The sequence below is a fragment of the Methanosarcina spelaei genome, from assembly GCF_002287235.1.
Lineage (GTDB): Archaea > Halobacteriota > Methanosarcinia > Methanosarcinales > Methanosarcinaceae > Methanosarcina > Methanosarcina spelaei.
In genome coordinates this window covers 15,508-35,352 of sequence record NZ_LMVP01000112.1, presented here as the reverse complement: position 1 = coordinate 35,352, position 19,845 = coordinate 15,508, and the positions used below count along the sequence as shown (strand labels likewise).

At 39.4% G+C, this 19,845-nt stretch carries 12 protein-coding genes, 1 tRNA gene and 1 pseudogene; 10 read left to right on the top strand and 4 right to left on the bottom strand.

Annotated features, from left to right (window positions below):
• The first annotated feature begins 109 nt into the window (after positions 1 to 109).
• A complete protein-coding gene (locus tag ASJ81_RS07525) occupies positions 110 to 1,573 on the top strand; it encodes a hypothetical protein (protein ID WP_095643947.1) in 1,464 nt (487 codons plus the stop codon).
• 209 nt (positions 1,574 to 1,782) lie between these two features.
• On the opposite strand, the gene ASJ81_RS07520 is transcribed toward ASJ81_RS07525, so the two are convergent.
• Entirely contained in the window at positions 1,783 to 3,255 is a 1,473-nt protein-coding gene (locus ASJ81_RS07520; protein WP_095643946.1) for an MATE family efflux transporter, read from the bottom strand.
• Between the two features lie 1,181 nt (positions 3,256 to 4,436).
• Here ASJ81_RS07520 and ASJ81_RS07510 point away from each other — a divergent pair.
• Positions 4,437 to 7,064, top strand: a complete 2,628-nt coding sequence (locus ASJ81_RS07510; RefSeq protein ID WP_095643944.1) for a DUF3656 domain-containing U32 family peptidase — start codon at positions 4,437 to 4,439, stop codon at positions 7,062 to 7,064.
• Between the two features lie 272 nt (positions 7,065 to 7,336).
• Here ASJ81_RS07510 and ASJ81_RS07505 read toward each other — a convergent pair whose 3' ends face one another.
• The gene (locus ASJ81_RS07505; RefSeq protein WP_141241616.1) at positions 7,337 to 7,699 is read right to left on the bottom strand and encodes a hypothetical protein; all 363 of its coding nucleotides are present in this window, start codon (positions 7,697 to 7,699) and stop codon (positions 7,337 to 7,339) included.
• A gap of 767 nt (positions 7,700 to 8,466) precedes the next feature.
• Between ASJ81_RS07505 and ASJ81_RS07500 the strand changes: the two genes are divergently transcribed.
• The 4 genes from ASJ81_RS07500 (at position 8,467) to ASJ81_RS07480 (ending at position 14,068) form a co-directional block, all read left to right on the top strand.
• On the top strand, positions 8,467 to 10,455 hold the full coding sequence (locus ASJ81_RS07500) for a DUF460 domain-containing protein (protein ID WP_095643942.1): 1,989 nt from the start codon (positions 8,467 to 8,469) through the stop codon (positions 10,453 to 10,455).
• A 114-nt stretch (positions 10,456 to 10,569) separates the two neighbouring features.
• A complete protein-coding gene (locus tag ASJ81_RS07495; RefSeq protein ID WP_095643941.1) occupies positions 10,570 to 11,343 on the top strand; it encodes a UPF0280 family protein in 774 nt (257 codons plus the stop codon).
• Positions 11,344 to 11,839: 496 nt separating this feature from the next.
• Complete coding sequence (locus tag ASJ81_RS07490) at positions 11,840 to 12,271, top strand: transposase (protein WP_095643940.1); 432 nt, start codon at positions 11,840 to 11,842, stop codon at positions 12,269 to 12,271.
• 426 nt (positions 12,272 to 12,697) lie between these two features.
• On the top strand, positions 12,698 to 14,068 hold the full coding sequence (locus tag ASJ81_RS07480; RefSeq protein ID WP_095643938.1) for a B12-binding domain-containing radical SAM protein: 1,371 nt from the start codon (positions 12,698 to 12,700) through the stop codon (positions 14,066 to 14,068).
• A 120-nt stretch (positions 14,069 to 14,188) separates the two neighbouring features.
• On the opposite strand, the pseudogene ASJ81_RS23620 reads toward ASJ81_RS07480, so the two are convergent.
• Positions 14,189 to 14,554: pseudogene (locus tag ASJ81_RS23620) on the bottom strand (IS5/IS1182 family transposase); the annotation flags it as partial.
• A 477-nt stretch (positions 14,555 to 15,031) separates the two neighbouring features.
• Between ASJ81_RS23620 and ASJ81_RS07475 the strand changes: the two are divergent.
• The gene (locus ASJ81_RS07475; RefSeq protein WP_095643937.1) at positions 15,032 to 15,601 is read left to right on the top strand and encodes a DJ-1/PfpI family protein; all 570 of its coding nucleotides are present in this window, start codon (positions 15,032 to 15,034) and stop codon (positions 15,599 to 15,601) included.
• A gap of 335 nt (positions 15,602 to 15,936) precedes the next feature.
• Here the strand turns inward: ASJ81_RS07475 and ASJ81_RS07465 are convergent, their stop codons facing one another.
• Complete coding sequence (locus ASJ81_RS07465) at positions 15,937 to 16,779, bottom strand: pyrroline-5-carboxylate reductase family protein (RefSeq protein ID WP_095643935.1); 843 nt, start codon at positions 16,777 to 16,779, stop codon at positions 15,937 to 15,939.
• Between the two features lie 842 nt (positions 16,780 to 17,621).
• Between ASJ81_RS07465 and ASJ81_RS07460 the strand changes: the two genes are divergently transcribed.
• The 3 genes from ASJ81_RS07460 to ASJ81_RS07450 all read left to right on the top strand — a co-directional run bounded on the left by ASJ81_RS07460 (position 17,622) and on the right by ASJ81_RS07450 (position 19,832).
• Positions 17,622 to 17,698 (top strand) — tRNA-Lys (locus ASJ81_RS07460).
• A 91-nt stretch (positions 17,699 to 17,789) separates the two neighbouring features.
• On the top strand, positions 17,790 to 18,026 hold the full coding sequence (locus ASJ81_RS07455; protein WP_095643934.1) for a DNA-directed RNA polymerase subunit H: 237 nt from the start codon (positions 17,790 to 17,792) through the stop codon (positions 18,024 to 18,026).
• Between the two features lie 210 nt (positions 18,027 to 18,236).
• Complete coding sequence (locus ASJ81_RS07450) at positions 18,237 to 19,832, top strand: DNA-directed RNA polymerase subunit B'' (RefSeq protein ID WP_245859898.1); 1,596 nt, start codon at positions 18,237 to 18,239, stop codon at positions 19,830 to 19,832.
• Positions 19,833 to 19,845 lie beyond the last annotated feature (13 nt).

Here is a 19,845-nt window from a genome sequence, read left to right as displayed (position 1 = left end):
ATATCTATTAAGTTCTTACATTTATTTCATATTCATTAATATAGACTTATGAAAATATTATTTTAATTTGAAAATTAATTTCCAAGTTTTTTATCATTTGGGGGGCATTATGAAGATTAAACCGGGGTTGTTAATTTCCGTTCTAGTTTTCTTATTATTTGGGAGTGTGGGGATAACAGCAGCAACAGAAATAGCAATAGAAACAGCAGTAGAAACAGCAGTAGAAACAGAAATAGAAACAGCAATAGAAACAGAAACAGAAACAGCAATAGAAACAGAAACAGAAACAGAAACCAAAGCATCGACAGAAGCAGTAACAGAAATATCGTCTTATGATCGAGCTCAGGAAGTGGAGGCAGCACCAGGAGTAGAGACTCAGGTCACGACCAGTGAAAGAGTAACAGTGCACTATTGTCCTGCTATTTACGGTGATAAAATAGTATGGTATAACAGTACAACAGACGCCGATGTTTGCATGTACGACCTTTCAAATTCCACGATGTCAAATGTCTCTGCTAACGAATTTGACGGGTATGATCCGACGGTTTATGAGGACAGGATAGTCTGGATAGATAGCCGGAATGGATATCCAGAGATTTACATGTATAATCTTTCTACTCTTACGGAAAGAAGAGTTACTAACTTCAGATCGTATAAAATAGGGCCCGATATCTATGAGGATATAATTGTATGGGTTGATATGCGAAATGGAAAATACGATATCTACATGTATGATCTTTCCACTTCCGGGGAAACCCGGATCACAACCAGCGGGCTAATGCAATATCCTGCTATTTACGATGACAGGATTGTATGGACAGACAGCCGCAACGGGCAGGGAAACAATGATATCTACATGTACAATATTTCCACTGCCAGGGAAACTCAGCTCACCAAAGATGAATCAGATCAGCTTGGTCCTGTAATATACGATGATAAAATAGTCTGGACTGATATGCGTAACGGAAACGCGGATATTTACATGTACAACCTTTCTACGTGTAAAGAGTCTCAGATTACCACAAATGAATATAATCAGGCTAACCCGGCTATTTATGGAGATAAAATTGTATGGGTAGATTACCGTAGGAAACATTCAGGTGCTTATCCGGACAGCGACATTTACATGTATGATCTTTCTACTTCAAAAGAAATGTCGGTTGTAACTGAAGGATCCTCACAGTCCGATCCTGATATTTACGGGAACAGGATAGTCTGGGTAGATAATCGCGACGGATACTGGCAACATTACAACATATATATGTTCACACTTGAAACCTCTGAGGAAACAGGGTCAATCGAGCCTGTAGAAGGACTGAAAAAACTCAAAAACTACTTAAATTCCCTGTGCCTGCAACCCTCTACAGCAACTGTTCTCAATGCAAAGCTAGATAGTGCAATCGCTTATCTGGGAAAAGGAGAGGAAGAAAAATCACTGACAGAGCTTGAAAATTTTATTGAATGCGTTTATTCCATGCAAGAAAAAGGCAGGCTTGAGGATAAAAAAGTTGAATGCATAGTCAGTGAGACCCATAGAAGCATTGATCTTATGAAAACTCCTGACAGGATTTGATGGGTTATAATTCTTGAAAAAATGAAATAATAGAAGCAAACAGCAGAAGCGTGAGATGACGCTTCCATCTGAAATTTCATCTAAAGTTTCCGTTTGAAATCAAAGATATAAAAGTAAAATGGAGAAGAGTTTTTGCTCCATTTTAAAGCCTTAAAAGTTGGATTTCAGAAACATGGATTCCAAAAGCATGGATTTCTGGGAAAAGTCTCTCACGAAATATCTCCTTTTTCGGCAGGCCTGAAAGTAACAAATCTAGAACTTTCCTCAATATCAGCTTTCCCGCTATTTCCGACTACAGGTAATACTTTTGTTGTACCGGCTGAGTGCCTGGATTCTACCTTTGCATCATGCCTGAGAAGCTTGAATTCCTTTGAAAGCATTACCAGAACTACCAGCATCATTATATACTCCGTAGCCGGAGATGCAGCCCACACTCCATCCAGGCCGAAGAAAACCGGCAGGATAAAGAGCAGAGGAAAGAGAACAACAAAAATCTTTCCAAGGTAGATAAAGAGTGCTGCTCTGACCCGGTTTATTGACTGGAAATAGATGGCAGTGAGGAGCACAGTACCTTCAACGAGCAAAGAGAATATGAAAATATCCATTCCTCGCAGGGTAACTTCCAGAAGTTCAGAATCTCCCTGGCTGAAGATCTGTATCACTTTTTCGGGGAAGAGGGAAATTAATAGAAATCCGACAACTCCTGTCAGGATACATGAAAGAATTGTCAGTTTCAAAGTTTTCGAAACTCTTTCGTAATAGCCAGCTCCGTAATTGAAACCTATAATCGGCTGTACTCCCAGAGCTATTCCCTCGAAAAGCATGGAGAAAATTGAAAAGACATACCCTATAACGCCGTAGGCTGAGACCGCAAGCTCGGAACCGTACCTGAGCAGCATATAATTATGCGCAAAGAGCACAAGAGCCAGTGAGAACTGCATCACGAAAGACGGAAGTCCGGCTCCAAGGATCTGGATCTGGGTGCTGAGTTTGAATTTCATGGCTTTAAGCCTGAGTTTCATTTTTGCCCCCCTGCCAAAAAGGTAATTCGTGAGCAGTAATGCCGGGAGAGCAAAGGAAATTATTGTGGCAAAAGCGGCACCCTCCATTCCCATGCCCATATGCATGATAAAAAGGTAATCAAGCACAAGATTTACAATTACCCCTGCAATCATGATATTCATACAGAGCCTGGGTTTTCCGTCATTCCTTACCAGCGGTTCAAGGGCAACTGAAAGGATTATAAAGATCGAGCCAGCGAAGATAATCCTCAGGTAATCACGGGCAAAAGCTAGAGCAGACCCGCTGGCTCCAAGGATGCTGATTGAGGTTTCACAGAAAACCAGTCCGACTACAGTAAAAACTACTCCTGTAAAAAGACATAGAGAAAAAGCATTGTGTACTATATCCAGGGCTTGGCTAAGATTATCTTTTCCGAGCTGCAGGGCTGTCAGACTGGATGCACCGATTCCAATAATCACCCCTATAGCGATTATAACTAGATAAGCGGGATAGGCGAGGGTAATTGCTGCAAGCCCCTGGCTACCGATAGCGTTTCCTATAAAAAAGCCATCAATTATTCCCTGGATCCCGGCAATGACGACTCCAACAACGGTCGGAAATGCAAACTTCAGGAATAAACTCACTATATTCCCGGATCTCATTTCTTCATCATTTACCATACCAGGCCCTCCTTATGCTGCAAAACCATTTTTTCAAAGGCCTGGTTTTGAAACTCTGAAACTTTCATTTCAGAGACCTGGTTTTGAGATTCCGGGACTATTTTTACCGTTGTCAGGCGGAAAAACCTGTTCAAAGAGAAGTATATTATATTGTGTTTCTGTAGAGATTGGTGTTTTCTTAAAGTTTTACCTATTCTTGAAGGACCGAGGCAGTAAGAGTAGGTCCTCTCAAATAGTTTGCATGAGGTCATAACTCATCCTGGACGAAGCTTCTGAAAATACGCAGATTCAAGTATTGTTGCCTTGTTGCAGAATTAATTAGTCTGTCTATGCCGAACTGGTAACTGCGTATAATCTGGGGTTAATTTGTGCGCATTCCTGCAGCACTCATTCGTTTTACGAAGCTTCACCGTTTAAAGAGTAAAGAGGATTCAAACGAACTAAGAATCCTGCGCAATCATGCAACAAAGCAAGTAAAACCAGATTCGGATAGTTATCTGGTCACAGCTAATTCTATATAGTAAAAAATATTTACGAATCTATATATAGATTTGCACTCGTTTTTATTTTAACAGGTTATTTAATATGGATTTTAAAAGCACCTAAGTAGATAATTTAGAACGAGTTTAAGCAAGAGCATAACAATAGGTCTAAAACTAAAAATGTATAAAATAGTTCGGATCTAAGTAAAAACTCTGGAAAAACATTAGATTTACTCATAGGCAATTAAATTTGCAAATAAGAGGAAATGAATCTGAGATCGAACAGCTACCGATCCAAAAAATCAGCTCTATAACAATAAGATCAGATTTACAACGATAAGATAAGACTTACAACGATAATATAAGACTTACAAAGATAATATAAGACTTACAACAATAAGATCAGATTTAAAACAATAAGATCAGATTTAAAACAATAAGATCAGATTTATGACAATAGTAAGTTAAAATTTCAGGTTTGCAATAAGTTTTCTTTACAGTAATAAATCATGGGCTTACCCATCCATTTTTTATGCGAGAAGCACCTTTACGTCTTAAATTGAACTTATTCCTTTACTTGCCTTTATTCACCTTTATTTATTTACCTGCATGTTGTTAAACCTCTAGTACAAATCGTTTGCATAGTTTTCTCTTCATAATTACAAAACCTTCCAGTCGGAAAGAACAAACTGATCAAAAATGTCTACTGAAAATTATACCTTCACTCCTGATTATACCTGTACTCCTCCTGAAGTCCTGGCTCCCGTAGGCGACGAAGAAGCCCTGCTTGCTGCAATTCGAGGAGGAGCTGATGCAGTCTATCTCGGGGTCGGTGAATTTAATGCCCGTCAGGGTGCAAAGAATTTCACTATTGAGAATCTTGACGAGGCCGTGAAACTGGCACACTCACATGGAGTTCTGGTTTACCTGGCCCTCAATATCCCGATCAAACAAAAAGAGTTGCAACATGCTCTTGAGATAGTAGACTGCGCATATGCAGCCGGAATCGATGCAGTTATCCTTCAGGACCTTGGGCTTCTCAGGCATTTAAATGAAATCTATCCGGACCTCGAGATTCATGCAAGCACCCAGATGACTATCCATAATAGAGGAGGAGTCGATTTTGTAGCAGGTCTGGGAGCAAAAAGAGTAATAGTTTCAAGGGAACTTACCACAGCTGAGGTAAAAGATATAGTAGACCATTCAAACGCAGAAATTGAGGTTTTCGTACATGGAGCTCTTTGTTACTCTTATTCGGGCAAATGCCTTTTCAGCAGTTTCCTGCATGGCAGGAGCGCAAACAGGGGAGCCTGTGCCCAGCCCTGCCGACGTAGGTACAGATTCGTGGTAAACGGCAGAGAAGTTGACGAAAGACATATTGGAGGCAGTTATCCCATAAGCTGTGCCGAACTCTCCACACTTACAGGGCTTGAGGATATCATAAAAACCGGAGTTGTAAGCCTAAAAATAGAAGGGCGGATGAAAAAGCCCGAGTACGTTACTGCAAGTGCCGCTGCCTATAAAGCTGCAGTCAAAGGAATCTGCAGCCCGGGAGAGAACCCGACAAAAGAGGAACTTGAAGCAAGAGACGCCGAGCTTGCGAAACTCTTTTACAGAGGCTTTACAAGGGGCTTCATACTCGGAGAAAAAGGCGTATCTCATCCAAAATACAGTTCAAACTACGGGGCGTTCCTTGGAAAAGTCCTGGATATTTCTCGGTCAAAAGGAAACACAAAACTTACGGTTCGGCTGAACCAGGACATCCAGGTAAAAGACGGTATAAGTATTTTCACGCGAGAGAGAATGCTTGGCTCAGCAGTTACAGGCATAATCACAGTTTCAGATGAGCATATAAAAAGTGCGAAAAAAGGTGAAAAAGTAGGGCTTGAAATCAGCTCGAAGACCGGAAGAGCAGTCCAGAGAGGCGATGAGCTCTACCTCACAACAGACACTCAGCTCCTCGATGCCCTTCAAAAAACTAAACTGAAAACACTTCCTGTAAACCTGAAAGTAAGAGCCAGGAAAGGAGAGCAATTTACTGTTGTAATCGGACAAGAATGTAAAAAGCCCAGAGAGACCACAGAAGAGAGAAGAGAGAAGGCTCTCGTTTTAGAATTTACGGGCAATTACATCGTCCAGAAAGCTGAAAAAGCCCCAACAACGACCGAGCAGATAAGAAAAACGATGGAAAGCCTTGGGGATACTTCCTTTGAGGCCGTTTCTGTTGAGATCGAAGCTGATGAAAACATTTTCATTCCGGTTGGTGTGTTGAAAAATGCAAGGAGAAAGGCAGCAGACCTCCTGCTTGAGAAAGTCCTCAGTGGAGATAAAAGAGAGCAAAAACACCCGGAGCTTGAAGATTTCAGTTACCTGTGTAACTCTCAAAACCATAGCATTGAAGCGAGTGGCCAGGATAAACAACCTCCAGCCGTAAGTGAGACTCTCGGTGAGGCCCACAATAAGACAATAGGCAAAAAATCAGCTTCAAAGCGGCTCCTTCTTAGTGTTGAAGTAAATGAAATTTCTTCTCTCTTTGAGGCTGCGTTTGTCGGTGCAGATATTATCTATATTCCAGTTTCGAAGTTTGAAGAACTTGCTGCGCCAGAAAATGCAGAAAAGCTTGAAGATTTGAAAGCCGAAAGGGTTGAAATTGTTTTCCGGGTTCCCCTTATAAGTCATGATCATGAACTGGATAAACTCAAACCCCTACTGGAAAAAGTTAAAGAGGCAGGCTTCGGAATAGCCTGTTCCGAGTTAGGGGCCGTACAGCTTGCAAAAGAGCTTTCAATACCCTTTACCGCAGGAAAAGAGTTCAATATTTTCAACTCTTTTACAGCCAGTACCTTCTACCAGGCAGGAGCGTACAGAGCAACTCTTTCAAGTGAACTGAACCTGAGCGAAATAAAAAGTATCTGCGAAGCACTTCAAATATGTAAAAGCTCAGGACAGACCGAAATTTTTGTTTACGGCAGAGAACTCATGCTAATTACGGAAAATGACCTTTTAAAGCCCCTTGTTGATAGACGAATTGTAAGAAAGGACAGCGAAGTGCTTCTTGTTGACCAGGAAGGTTCCGAATTTCCGGTAGAACGCCTGGGGACCCGGACCCTGATTTATAACTCAAAAGTGCTTGATATGCTGAAGTACGTCAAAAACCTGAAAGATTACGGTGTGGATGTGCTTTGTCTTGACCTTTCATTCAATACTCAGGCTGAGATAAAAGAGATTATAAAAGCATACAAAGAAGCTCTTGCAGGAAAAGAAATCAGGTTGAAACCTGCAAAGGGAGTTGAGTATACTACAGGGCATTATTTTAAGGGAGTTTGATAAGATAAAACTCCTCTAAATGAAAAACGGCTACTTCCAAATGGAAAAAATCACTTCCAAATGAGAAAGATTACTTATAAATTATTATAAAAACCTAAAAATTCTATTTATGGAAACTTTAAAAACTAAAAGTTGCCTATTTTCCAGGCAACTGCTTAAGCCCGAAAAATATGCAGAGTCATGATCTGCAAACAGACTTTAAGTTTATTTTTCGGTTCAATTTAAAAACTTACCTTATTTATAATTATATAGTTATAATTACACAGTTATAATCATTTAGTTACTACTGTTAATCCGACAATTTTCTGTCCAGAGTACCAGACCTTAACCTGGAAGATGTCAGGGTTAGCAAATGCATTTTGTACGGAGGTTTCAATGTTTTCGGATGGGTTGGATAAGCACCTCCAGCCATTACCTGCATAGAGCCAAAGAGATCTTGTATTGGAAGACGGATAGGCCTTCAGTTCAAGCCAGTACTTGGTTGCTATATTATTGGTCACAGCTGTTGTAGACATTGATTTTCCCAATGTGACTGGGGCTGTTGATTGCTGACCGCCTGAGAGAGATATTTCCTGACTTTGAGAAGATGCAGCACTCAAGACCGCTGGCATCGCTGCCAGGACTAAACATATCACTAAACCTGCTATTATAAGCCGATTTTTCAACATCTTTTACACCTCAAATTAGATTATACTATCAAATTTATTATATTACATATACTATGGTATTTTCGCACTCACTGCGCTACAATTTTTAGTTTATTCTCGAGAATCTGCATGTATCAAGAGAAAGATTCTTAAAACAAACCCCGAAAGTTGTGTAAAGTACTCTCAATACTTACTAACTGTTATATTTATAGTCCCCATATATGATACTTTTGACAGTATTCCCAAATTAATTCAATCGTTTCCGGAATTCAGTACATAAGAGCTTAACAGGTGCTTCCTGTCATTTTGAGTCTTTAGATACTGTTTTTGTAATCAAACCTGCAAATTTCAAATTTGGTAATTTTTAAGAAAGTAAATGCTATACAAAGGCAATCCTTATCAACAGATGGTATTACCAGGAGACCGTTTTACTGTGCACAAAATAAAAAATTAGAGAATATAGTAGCAAGTGGAAATTTCGTGAAAAGAAATCCAAACAGCAAAGAGTACTGCAACCAGTAAACTGAAGTTTTAAATGGAGTACGCTGTGAAATAACAGCTAAATCAAGGGTTCTTCAAACCTGCACAATTCGGATACTAGCTCGAAGGCCTATCCGGACTATGTGCATTTCATCTGGACTATGCTTGTCTTTCCTGAAATATCTGACAAACAACTCAAGAAGCTATATTATAAATAATTTTAAATAGTAAAACAGGCGCAGTTAAATATATATTCTATAAAAAATAAAATATAGATGCTCATGCAAAAAAGGATTATATATGGAATTGATATTGCCCGGGGTTCTCCCAGGGCAAGGGAACTTCCCAGGTACGCACTTGCTATCCTTAAGGACGGGGAGGTTCTTCATCAAAGTATGCTCCGTCGCCAGAAAATCTTTAATATGATCCAGCGAGAAAGGCCGGAGATAATAGCTGTTGATAATATTTTCGAGCTTGCAGCTAACCGAAGTGAGCTCCTTTCTCTTATGGAAAAACTGCCTGAAGGTGTTAAACTCGTTCAGGTCACAGGTGGGCTGCATCCCGAACCGCTTGTAAGACTAGCACGGAAACACGGTCTCTCTTTTGATCCCGAAAACCCGAACGATGAAGCCGAAATATGTGCCCGCCTTGCAGATATGGGGGTTGGACATGAGGTTTCTCTTTTTGAAGATATTACAAAAATTAAAGTCAGTAGAGCCCGTTCCCTGGGAAGAGGAGGTTGGAGCCAGAACCGGTACCGCAGGAAGGTACATGGAGCTGTGCTGCAAAGGAGCAGGGAGATTGAGAATACCCTGAAAGATCTTTCTCGGGAAAAAGGCATCAGATTCGAAGCCGTAAATGTAAAAGGTTTCGGAGGCTATGTCAGGTCTGAATTCACTGTCTATGCAAAGCGTGGAGAGGTACCAATACATCCAATGGCAAGTAACGACGCTCAGGTAAGCGTAAGAAGTGTTGAACGCGATAAAATCCGATATATTCCCCTTAAACCGAAGAACCCGAGACGTAAGTTCACAATCGTGGGAATCGATCCCGGAACAACCGTGGGAATAGCGATTCTCTCTCTTGAAGGAGAGCTTCTTTACTTGAAAAGCTCCAGGGGAATGGCTCCTGACGAAGTGGTCAAACTTATTGCCGAATACGGAAAACCTGCAGTTATTGCCAGCGACGTAACTCCAATGCCTGGCTCGGTTGAGAAAATTCGAAGAAGCTTTAATGCAGTACCTGCAAGTCCCGGAATCGAGGTTTCTGCCGAGGAAAAAATAGCGCTTGGAAAGACTTTCGGTTATTCCAATGACCACGAAAGGGATGCATTGACTGCGGCTCTTCTCACTTACAGGAGTTATAAGAATATCTTTTCCAGAATTGAAAAGAAAGCTCCGCAGAATGCCGATCTTGAGTTGATAAAATTTCATGTAATCCGTGGAGCTTCAATAGAAGCGGCAATCGAAAAAGTTCGGGTTTCGGGTGAGCCTGAAAAATCGAGGCAAAGAGAGCATGCCGAAAAGACAGAGGACAGGTCAGTTGACGAGTCTCACCTAAAAATAAGAGAAACGGTCCAGAGGCAGAGCGAGCAGATCCAGAACCTTCAGGAATATCTTGAGGAACTGAAGAAAGAACTGCTAGCAAAAGACAGGAAAATCTCAAAGCTTGAATCAAGACTGAACAGCTTCAAAAAGGAAGCTTACAGCGAAATCCGAAAATCAAAAGAAATCAAAATAAGGGACGAAACAATTGAAAGCCTGAAGAAAGAAGTCAGCCATAAAAATAAAACCGTAAAGGAGCTCCGGCGCAGAAGCAACAAGCTGCGTAAAATTCAGAAAATGGAGGTCCGTGGCGAAGGTACGGCTGTCAAAGTTATTGCCGCTTTTACGAAGGAATCCATTGCCGAAACAAAGGAAAAATACGGACTTAAGACAGGCGATGTAGTTTTCCTTGAAAATCCAAGCGGAGGCGGAACTGCAACCGCTCAGATCCTTGTAGAAGCCGGAGTCCGGGCCGTACTCATCCCTGAGGATATTTCGCACGCAGCCGAGGAAACCTTCTTCAAAGGCGATGTGCCGGTCTTAAAAAATATTCCGCTTGAAAGAGCTGAAGACTTTGCAATGGCCGAGCCGGAAATCCTTAAAGTTGCAATTGCAGCCTGGGAAAAAGAAGCTGATGAAAAACGCCACAAAGCCAAGGAAGATGAACTGCAGAGCCTCTTTGATGAATACAGGAGTGAAAGACGCAGGGGCCTGGTTTAAAAAGGTCCTTAAAATTTCATGTCTGCCTCAGTCTTGCTTGCATATCACTTCCTTCTCCAGGGAGGGAACTCGGGAGCACCTCTTTTTTAAGCAATAAATACCATCTGAATCAATATGCCAGATCTTATAAAAGAACCTGATAAAGAACCCGATAAAAAAACTGTCAGAACCCCGATTAAAGAACATTTCCAGCTCAAAGAAACTATAGTTACCATTGCAGCCGACAAGCAGGAACATATTGAAGCTGCAAAAGAAGCAATTCACGTTCACAGGTCAGCTCTTGAGACTTACATTCTTTCGGACCCTTATTTTCAGCTCACTCTTGAACCCTACGAATGCCCTGAAGATGCCCCTGAAATTGTAAAAAGGATGGTAAAAGCAGGAAACATTATGGGCATAGGGCCAATGAGTGCGGTTGCAGGCACAATTTCGGCTCTTGCAGTGGAAGCAATGGTTGAAGCAGGAGCAAAGTATGCTATTGTCGACAACGGCGGGGATATTGCACTCATCAATGACAGACCTGTTGTGGTTGGGATCTATGCAGGGCAGTCCCCTATTAAAAACCTGGGACTGGTATTCGGACCCAGAGATTCGATTACAGGCGTATGCACCTCAGCAGGAACAGTTGGCCCTTCAATCAGCTTCGGAATGGCTGATGCAGCTGCAGTATTCTCAGAAGATGTTTCTCTGGCGGATGCGGCTGCAACGGCTCTTGGAAATGAGGTAGGTATAGGAAAGGAATCCGTAGAGGCTTCTTTTAAAGCCGTGAAAGAAATTCCAGGAATAAAAGGGGCACTTGTAATCCAGGGAGAATATATTGGTATGTGGGGACAGGTACCAAGGATTACAAGGGCAGATGTCAGGTATGAGTATATAACCAAAGCGTGATTTTATTCGTCATCGGTTAAGATACATATGATAGAAATGCGTTACTATTATCATGTTTTTCTGTAAATCTGTAAAGTAAATCAAGATGCCTAGGTAATTGCAGTAGTCATATTATGGTTAACTGGTTCCTTAACCTAAGAAATATAAATAAATATATTGATGTTGCAATGTTATATGTATTATTTTATTATATGTAATAATTAGATATGTTACATCGAATTACATTTTTCAGGTTTACAAAAAGTGATGAAAATAACATATTTTTTGTAGATCGTATTTAAACTTAATAGAAAATGAAAAATAATCCTGATCACGAATGTATTTTTTATCCAAAAGTAGTGCCAGTTAAAACTGAGCTAAATATATAACTTTTAAATTTTTACTTATGTATTAACTACTCACAGCATATCATGAGAGTGGTTTCCTGTTGTAATTTTATAATGTACAGTGAGCCATCCAAAAAGTAATATTAGATTAAAATTATAAATTTACCTTTATGTCATTTCGTGAAATCGACCATGTTCTATGGGGATCCATGGCACCTTATCTTCCCCCACAGAAACCGCATACAGGAAGGCCATGTACAAATATGGGGAAGTTAATGAACGGTATTTTGTACCTTGTTATGACATGTTGTACGTGGAAAGGCGCTCCCAGGAAATATGGATCTAAGTCAACAGTAAATAGATCCCATCTGTACCTATGTGAACATGGTGTTTATCAGAAGATTTTCAATGAACTTTTAAACAAAGGTTACGATTTGAATAAAATAGATCTTTCTTACTGTTTTACTGATGCAAAGAATTTTCCGGCTAAAAAATGGAAAAATATCGGATACAACGGCCACAAAAATAAAAGGAATAAAAATAAGCGTTTTAGTAGATTTACAAGGCCCATCCCTCTTGATTATTATTGTTCCTACAAATAAGAATGATTCAACAGTTTATATACCTACACTTAAAAATTTCAACATAAAGAAACCTGTAGGAAGACCTGTCAACAGTCCTTCCAAAGTGACAACTGATACAATGTATGATACGGCTTAAATTAGGAAATATAACAGGAAAAGAGGAATAAAGTCCAATATACTAATAAATAAAAGAAATAGGACGAAAAAGAAGAGAGGAATTCCAAGAAAGGTTGATCAGGAAGACTATAAAAATAAAAGCATAGTAGAAAGGTTTTTTAGTTGGATAGAGTCACGCAAGAAAGTATTGCCAAGACACGGAATTAAAGACAAATCATATTTAGGAGTTATAACGGTAGCAGCAATAATTAGAGTAAATGAATTTTTGGGATAGGCTCAGTATTTAAAAAGGCAAAAAATACTAAAAATATAAGAGGTGGAATAAACATGAAAATCCTTCTAATTAATCCTCCTTTAACATTTTTTCCAGGTTCAAAATGTGTGGGGATTGGACTGCCATTAGGAATAATGTATATAGCAGCTATATTAGAAAAAAATGGATATGATGTGGAAATATTAGATACACGTGTTACTGATTACAAGTCCCAAAAAATAGGAGATACAAAGTACTTCGGCATGCCATGGGAAAAGATAAAAGAGAAAATAAAGCAAAGTAAACCAGATATTGTAGGTATAACAAACCCTTTTACTGCTCAGTTAGACAATGCTATTAAAGTTTCTGAAATCGTCAAAGATATAGATTCTAATATTCCAACTGTTATTGGAGGTCCACATGTTTCAGTAATGGCAGCAGAATTTTTGGAAGATACTAACAGTGTTGATTTTGCAGTTATTGGCGAAGGAGAATATACGATGCTTGATATTCTCAAATACCACGAAGGAAAACTGAACATAAATAATATTGAAGGAGTCGCTTATAGAAAAAATAATGATATAATATTAAATCCAAGAAAAAAGTTTATAGAGAACTTGGATGACATTCCTTTCCCAGCGTATCATTTAGTGGATATGGAGACGTTCACCAACCCTAAGAAAGTTAGACAACGCTCAACAAAACACCTAAGAGAAATTTCGATGATAACAAGTAGGGGATGCCCTTATAATTGCATTTTTTGCTCTATCCATCTACATATGGGAAAAGTTTGGAGAGCGCACTCACAAGAATATATTATCAAACATATAGAGCATGTTATTGAGAATTATGGCATTGAACATATACATTTTGAAGATGATAATCTTACGCTGGATACAAAAAGATTTGAGGATATTATAAATAGCATAATTGAAAAAGATATTAAATTCAGTTGGGACACACCAAATGGAATCAGAGCTGATAGGTTAACCATTGAGTTACTTAAAAAGATGAAGAAAGCAGGTTGTACCAATTTAACAATAGGAGTTGAGTCCGGTGATCAATTCATATTAGACAATATTATTGATAAACACCTACGTTTAGAGGATGTTATTAAAACCGCAAAAATGTGTAAAGCTTTAGATATGCCATTGTCAGCATTTTTTGTTATTGGATTTCCAGGTGAAAAGAAAGAAAATATGGAAAAGACATTGCAGTTTGCAGCAATGCTTGAGAAAGAATATTATGTTAAGCCATCAGTTATGATTGCAACACCCTTATATGGAACCAGATTATACAAAATATGTAAAGAAAAAGGGTATTTAGTTAAAGAACTAACCTCACGTTCACTATCTGAAGGAACACAAATACATGGAACGGGTTTGATAAAAACTGAAGATTTTACACCAAAAGAAGTAAAGAAATTAGTCAAAGACTTCGATTAATCTCATATTTTTTCTTCGTAGAAATTTCTTTAATCTAGCAAGCTAATTTCTCCATTAAGTTCTTATTTTTAGCTTTCCTTATCCTTAATTCTTTGATCTTAAAGATAGTTTATGCTATCTTCAATATACTCCTTTTATTTTCAATATCTTTAACTGATGTAGATTGTAACATAAAGCCGTATATAACATAAATTTACTCTTTTAACCGTAGTAACAAGAACTCTTCCCGCTTTAAATGTCTCTTTAGTTACTACGTATATTCGTTTCCTTGAAACTCTTTTTGAACTAATTCTCTTTATCTTAATACATCCTTTATTTCCAGCGTGTGTCCTCTGACTGCTCTTCTCACTATTGCATCATAACCTTTTGATTTTGCTCCAAAGTATCCTTTATCCCTATAAACCGCTTCATATTCTTCTGACAACTTTACCTGAGAATCGTGTACCGATGCAGTTGTTGTTTTGAACTTCTTATTAACTCATAATCTCAGTCTATTATTTTAAATACCACAATGACACCAGTTTCAGGCCTGCCACAGACGTTTGTATTCTTTTTAAGAGCAAAATCAGCGAGGGGTGTTCATGAATACAAATAAATATAAACAGATTTAAGTCATGAATACAAATAAATATAAACAGATTTAAGTAAATATTGCTTAAAAGCATAGATTTATCGAAGTTCTCTCTACTATTATCATCTATTATCTATTGTTGTCCTTTTGTTGTCTGGTGTTCTCTTTTTATAACTGACATTCTCCTGATGTTTAGCTGGTATTATATTTAGAAATTATAGCCGTTAAAGAAATATTAATATGTGTTTCGCAACATAACCACTTAACACAATTACAGATTAGATAAGTGATGTTAGAGCTACTTCTGGAACTGATTTTGAACTGAGTCGGTCATCCTGGAAAAAAAATAAATAGACGACTTGAAATTGCTAAAACCACGGGAAGGAAAATAAATGTCCAAGAAAATCCTGATCTTAACAGGCGATTGCGCCGAGGACTATGAGGTGAAGGTACCCCAACAGTCACTCCAGATGCTGGGCTACCAGGTAGATATAGCGGCACCCAACAAAAAAACTGGGGATATGCTACAACTGGTCGTACACGACTTCACCACGCTCGATACCTATATCGAGCTTTCCGGGCATCGCATTCCGGTAGATGTGTCCGCGGCTGAAGTAAATGCGGACGATTATGCAGGTCTGGTCGTCCCTGGAGGCAGAGCCCCTGAATACATCCGTATGTATGATGAGACAATTAAACTTGTACAGGATTTCTTTGCGGCTGACAAGCCTGTAGCAGTCATTTGCCACGGACTGCAGCTTTTGGCAGCGGCTAAAGTCCTGGAAGGCTACAAGGTAACATCATACCCGGCATGTGCTCCGGAATGCAGGTTAACCGGTGCTGACTGGGAATCGAAACCAGTAGTTACAGACAAAAACCTGGTAACAGCTCAAGCATGGCCAAATCACCCAGCCTGGTTAAGAGCCTTTGTTGAACTGCTCGGTGCAAATATAAGCATTTAAGGAAAACATGTAAGAGTTTCTTTGCAGGACGGATTTATCCAAAATCCATTCTCGAATCTGATAAAGCAAGACTAAAAGTTCACGTGCGTTTTAACTCTATCTGAATATCGAGTCAAATGTATTCAGGAACTTAGAAGTCAAATGCATCCAGAGACCTAGAACCTGTCAGAAAATTTTGGGATTCACTATACCTTGACAAGAGCAGTTTAAATAACTTGAGCAGGTACTCAATATTAAGGTACTCAATATTAAGGTACTCAATATTAAGGTACTCAATATTATAGACCTTTACAGACTTTGTACTTTTACAGTTATCTTTGACTTTTCGAACACTCTTAGTCATTACTCTTATCGTCACCAGTTAATGCGAACATGGCAAAGGTCGAAATTTCTTTGCTCCTTGCAATACCTTTTCTCAGTGAGTCCAAAAATGTGTCTCCAGATTTTAAGCTATTAACTATTGATTCCGTTATTCCGCCCTCTGTACTCATATGCTCTATATAATTTGTCTGGGCCTTCTCAGAATCAAAAACCGGTAAAACATTTTTAGCCCAGTAATAAATCTCTCTAAAACCACAATATTCTTTATCAATTGTTTCTATTGAATCTTCTATATTTAGCCCTATTTTATTTGCAATAAGAAGAGCCGCTGGAAGACATACTCCCACTGTAAAAACATGTATACTTTCCTCATCTTGCAATTCATGAACTCTTAAGTTCAAAAATGAAAGGATATTTATTAAAGTGTCATTTTGAGGGTAAACTGCTACAATACCTTTTTTCCTTTTTATTGTATCCGGTCCACTTGTCATTATCCTGAATACTTTAATGCCTAATGCTCCTTCCATTGAAGCTGACGAAATGCCAGCCATGCAGGAGACGACAAGGGAATTATTTGTGAAAGGAAGGTTCTTAAGCTCCTTAAGGGATTGAGGTTTAATGACAATAAATATAATTGTTGATTTCTGGCATATGACCTTGTTATCTGTAATATTTCCGATTAAACCTGCTTTTTTTATGCTTTCAAGAGTTGAAGGTTTCCCTCCATAAGAAATCATAAGCTTTTCTTTGGGAAATCCATGTTCGATAAGTGTCTCTGCAAGGGTTCTTCCAAGAAATCCGGCTCCAATTATGCCTATTATCTCATTGGCTAGAAAATCATCACTTTTCAAGACCATATAGATAATCTCCTTAGTACGATCTGAAAAATAAATATTAGCATATTGGGTTCTGTGTAGTCTATCGGAGCTGAAAAACTAATAAGTTTGAAGCTAACTGAAAAATATGCATACCCTTTAGAATATAACCCCTTATTTTAATTCTCGATGTCGCTTATGCTTAAGTATATAGTCTAGCTGGCAATTCTTCAGTTGTTAGCAAATTCCACCGAGTTTTTGAGTTCCATATTACAAAATCATCACTATTCTATTATATAACATCCTTACTAGTGTCAAGTCAATTATCGAGGATTCAATGATCCCTATATAACGGCACTCGATTTTATACGACATTTGTTTGACTCAACACTAGTACTGTAATTCCGAAAAAGGTTAATAAATAAAGTATTGGAGTTCAGGATAGACCATAATTACATTTTTAAAAAATGCTTAAATTCAAGAATTTGAATTCGACTTTGGTTAATTGATACTTTACTTTTGGAGGGTGACTGCCGGGAAATTAAGACTATCATTAATAACGGGGCAAAAGTCTCAAGTTACCCGGAAATAAGAGAAATAAATTGAATTGTTGGCCTTACTTTTAAAAAGTTGAAAATTCTCGTACATATATTTTTCCGGCAAGATTGGAATAATTCCGGTTGAAATTCGCCACGGAAGAAATAATTTTACCTTAAATATATAGGAATTACGGAAGAAAATATATTCTCACCATAAACTATTTATAGAATAGCTGGAATTAGAGGGTTGCACTGGTGTGATAGGTGCTCCCTGATGCAGCGGGGCAGCAGGGCAGCATAAGAGAATCACCGTGTGAAAAGTAAAGTGAAGGAAGAAAATTAACTGGGCCCGTAGCTCAGTCAGGCAGAGCGACTGGCTTTTAACCAGTCGGCCTAGGGTTCAAATCCCTACGGGCCCGCCATGTTCTATATATAATATCCGGTGGAAAGGCCATCCACAAGAGAGATTAGTTTGATAAATTTTTTGAATACTTTGTTTTTGGAGGAAAGGATTTGACAAAATTCAGCCTGCTCGACCATGAGTCGGTCCCTAAACATGAAATCATGCCTGAAGGCGAGTTAAAGTCTGTTTTAAGCAAGTATTCCATTGAAAAGGAACAACTTCCGAAAATCAAAGTGCAAGATCCTGTTAGTAAAGAAATCGGAGCTGTTGTCGGAGACGTAGTGAAAATCACAAGAAAAAGTCAAACTGCAGGGGAGGCAGAGTATTACAGACTTGTGATCGAGTAAGCGGAGGGGAGTAAACCGCTTTCACGATCATATTTTCTTCACGGAATGCCTTTTTGAATTCCAGCACTATCGTATGGCAAAACTCAACAGTTGCACATCGACCCAAGGATCAGAATCTCTTGATTTTCATTCTAATAAAGCAAAGAGGGTGCTATCATCGCATTAGAAACAAGTATACTGGCGCAGGCTTATTTTACACGGGACAAGATAGTGCAGCACCATATAGACTCATTTAACAAGTTTATAGATTACGGGCTGCAAAAAATAATAGATGAACAGAGAATAATAGAAACCGATATCGAGGATACCTACCTCAAACTAGGCAAGATAAGGGTAGAACATCCTGTGGTAAAGGAAGCCGACGGGGCAATCGAAAAACTTTATCCCAACGAAGCAAGGCTCAGGAACCTCTCGTACTCAGGTCCTCTATACCTCGAAATGAGCGTGGTAAAGGACGGAGTTGAGTCCGAAGTAATGGAAGCAAAAATAGGACAGCTTCCCATCATGATCAAGTCCAAGATCTGTAACCTTCCAGGGCTTAGCGAAACTGAAAAAATCCGTTATGGGGAAGATCCGCTTGATCCTGGAGGATATTTCATTATAGGCGGTACCGAAAGAGTGGTTATGACCCTTGAAGACCTCGCTCCTAACAAAATTCTTGTAGAATATGGGGAAAGGTACGGTGACACTATAGAGGTTGCGAAGGTTTTCTCACAGAAACGCGGATACAGAGCCCTTGTAATCGTAGAAAGAGGAAGAAAATCCCTGCTCGAAGTTTCCTTCCCTTCGATCTCAGGCCGCGTGTTCTTTATTACTCTTATGAGAGCTCTTGGGATCGTAACTGACGAAGACATTGTAAATGCAGTTTCAAGTGATCCCGAAATTATAAAATTCATGCTGGAGAACCTTGAAGAAGCCGAAGTTGAAACCCAGGAAGAAGCAATCGAGAAAATCGGAGCCAGGGTTGCTGCAGGTCAGGCCAAAGAATACCAGATAAAAAGAGCAAACTATGTTATTGACAGGTACCTGTTCCCTCATCTTGGAAATGACATGAGAGACAGGATCTCCAAAGCTCACTTCCTGGCAAGAATGGCTGAGTCATGTTTCGAACTGGCCCTTGGCAAGCGTTCGGAAGACGACAAAGACCACTATGCAAACAAAAGGCTGAAACTTGCAGGAGACTTGATGGAAGATCTCTTCAGGGTATCATTCAACAGGCTTGCAAGAGACATAAAATACCAGCTCGAACGCGCAAACATGAGAAATCGAGAACTTAACGTTGCTACAATAGTCAGGGCTGACGTATTGACTGACCGCTTGCAACACCCGCTGGCAACCGGAAACTGGGTTGGAGGAAGAACAGGTGTGTCTCAGCTCCTTGACAGAAACGACTACATCTCTACTCTTTCCCATCTGCGCCGGGTAATTTCGCCCCTTTCACGAGCCCAGCCTCACTTTGAGGCCAGAGACTTGCACGCAACCCAATGGGGAAGGCTCTGTCCATCGGAAACTCCTGAAGGCCCAAACTGTGGCCTGGTGAAAAACTTTGCCGAGATGGTTGAACTTTCAACAGGTATAGAAGATACCGAAGGGATAAAGAAAATCCTCCATGACTTAAACGTCGAGCGTGTGGTTGTAAAGGTACCTGAACTCCCGGTCAAAATAAAAGAAACCTTATTCGATGAGTTCGGAGAAGAAATTGTTGAAGAATATGAAGAAACTCCGGAACCCGAAACCAAATACAAAGATGATGATTTTTACGATTATTCAGACATGGACGATGCCGGATCAACGTTCGGTGATTGAGGGGTCGATGCTA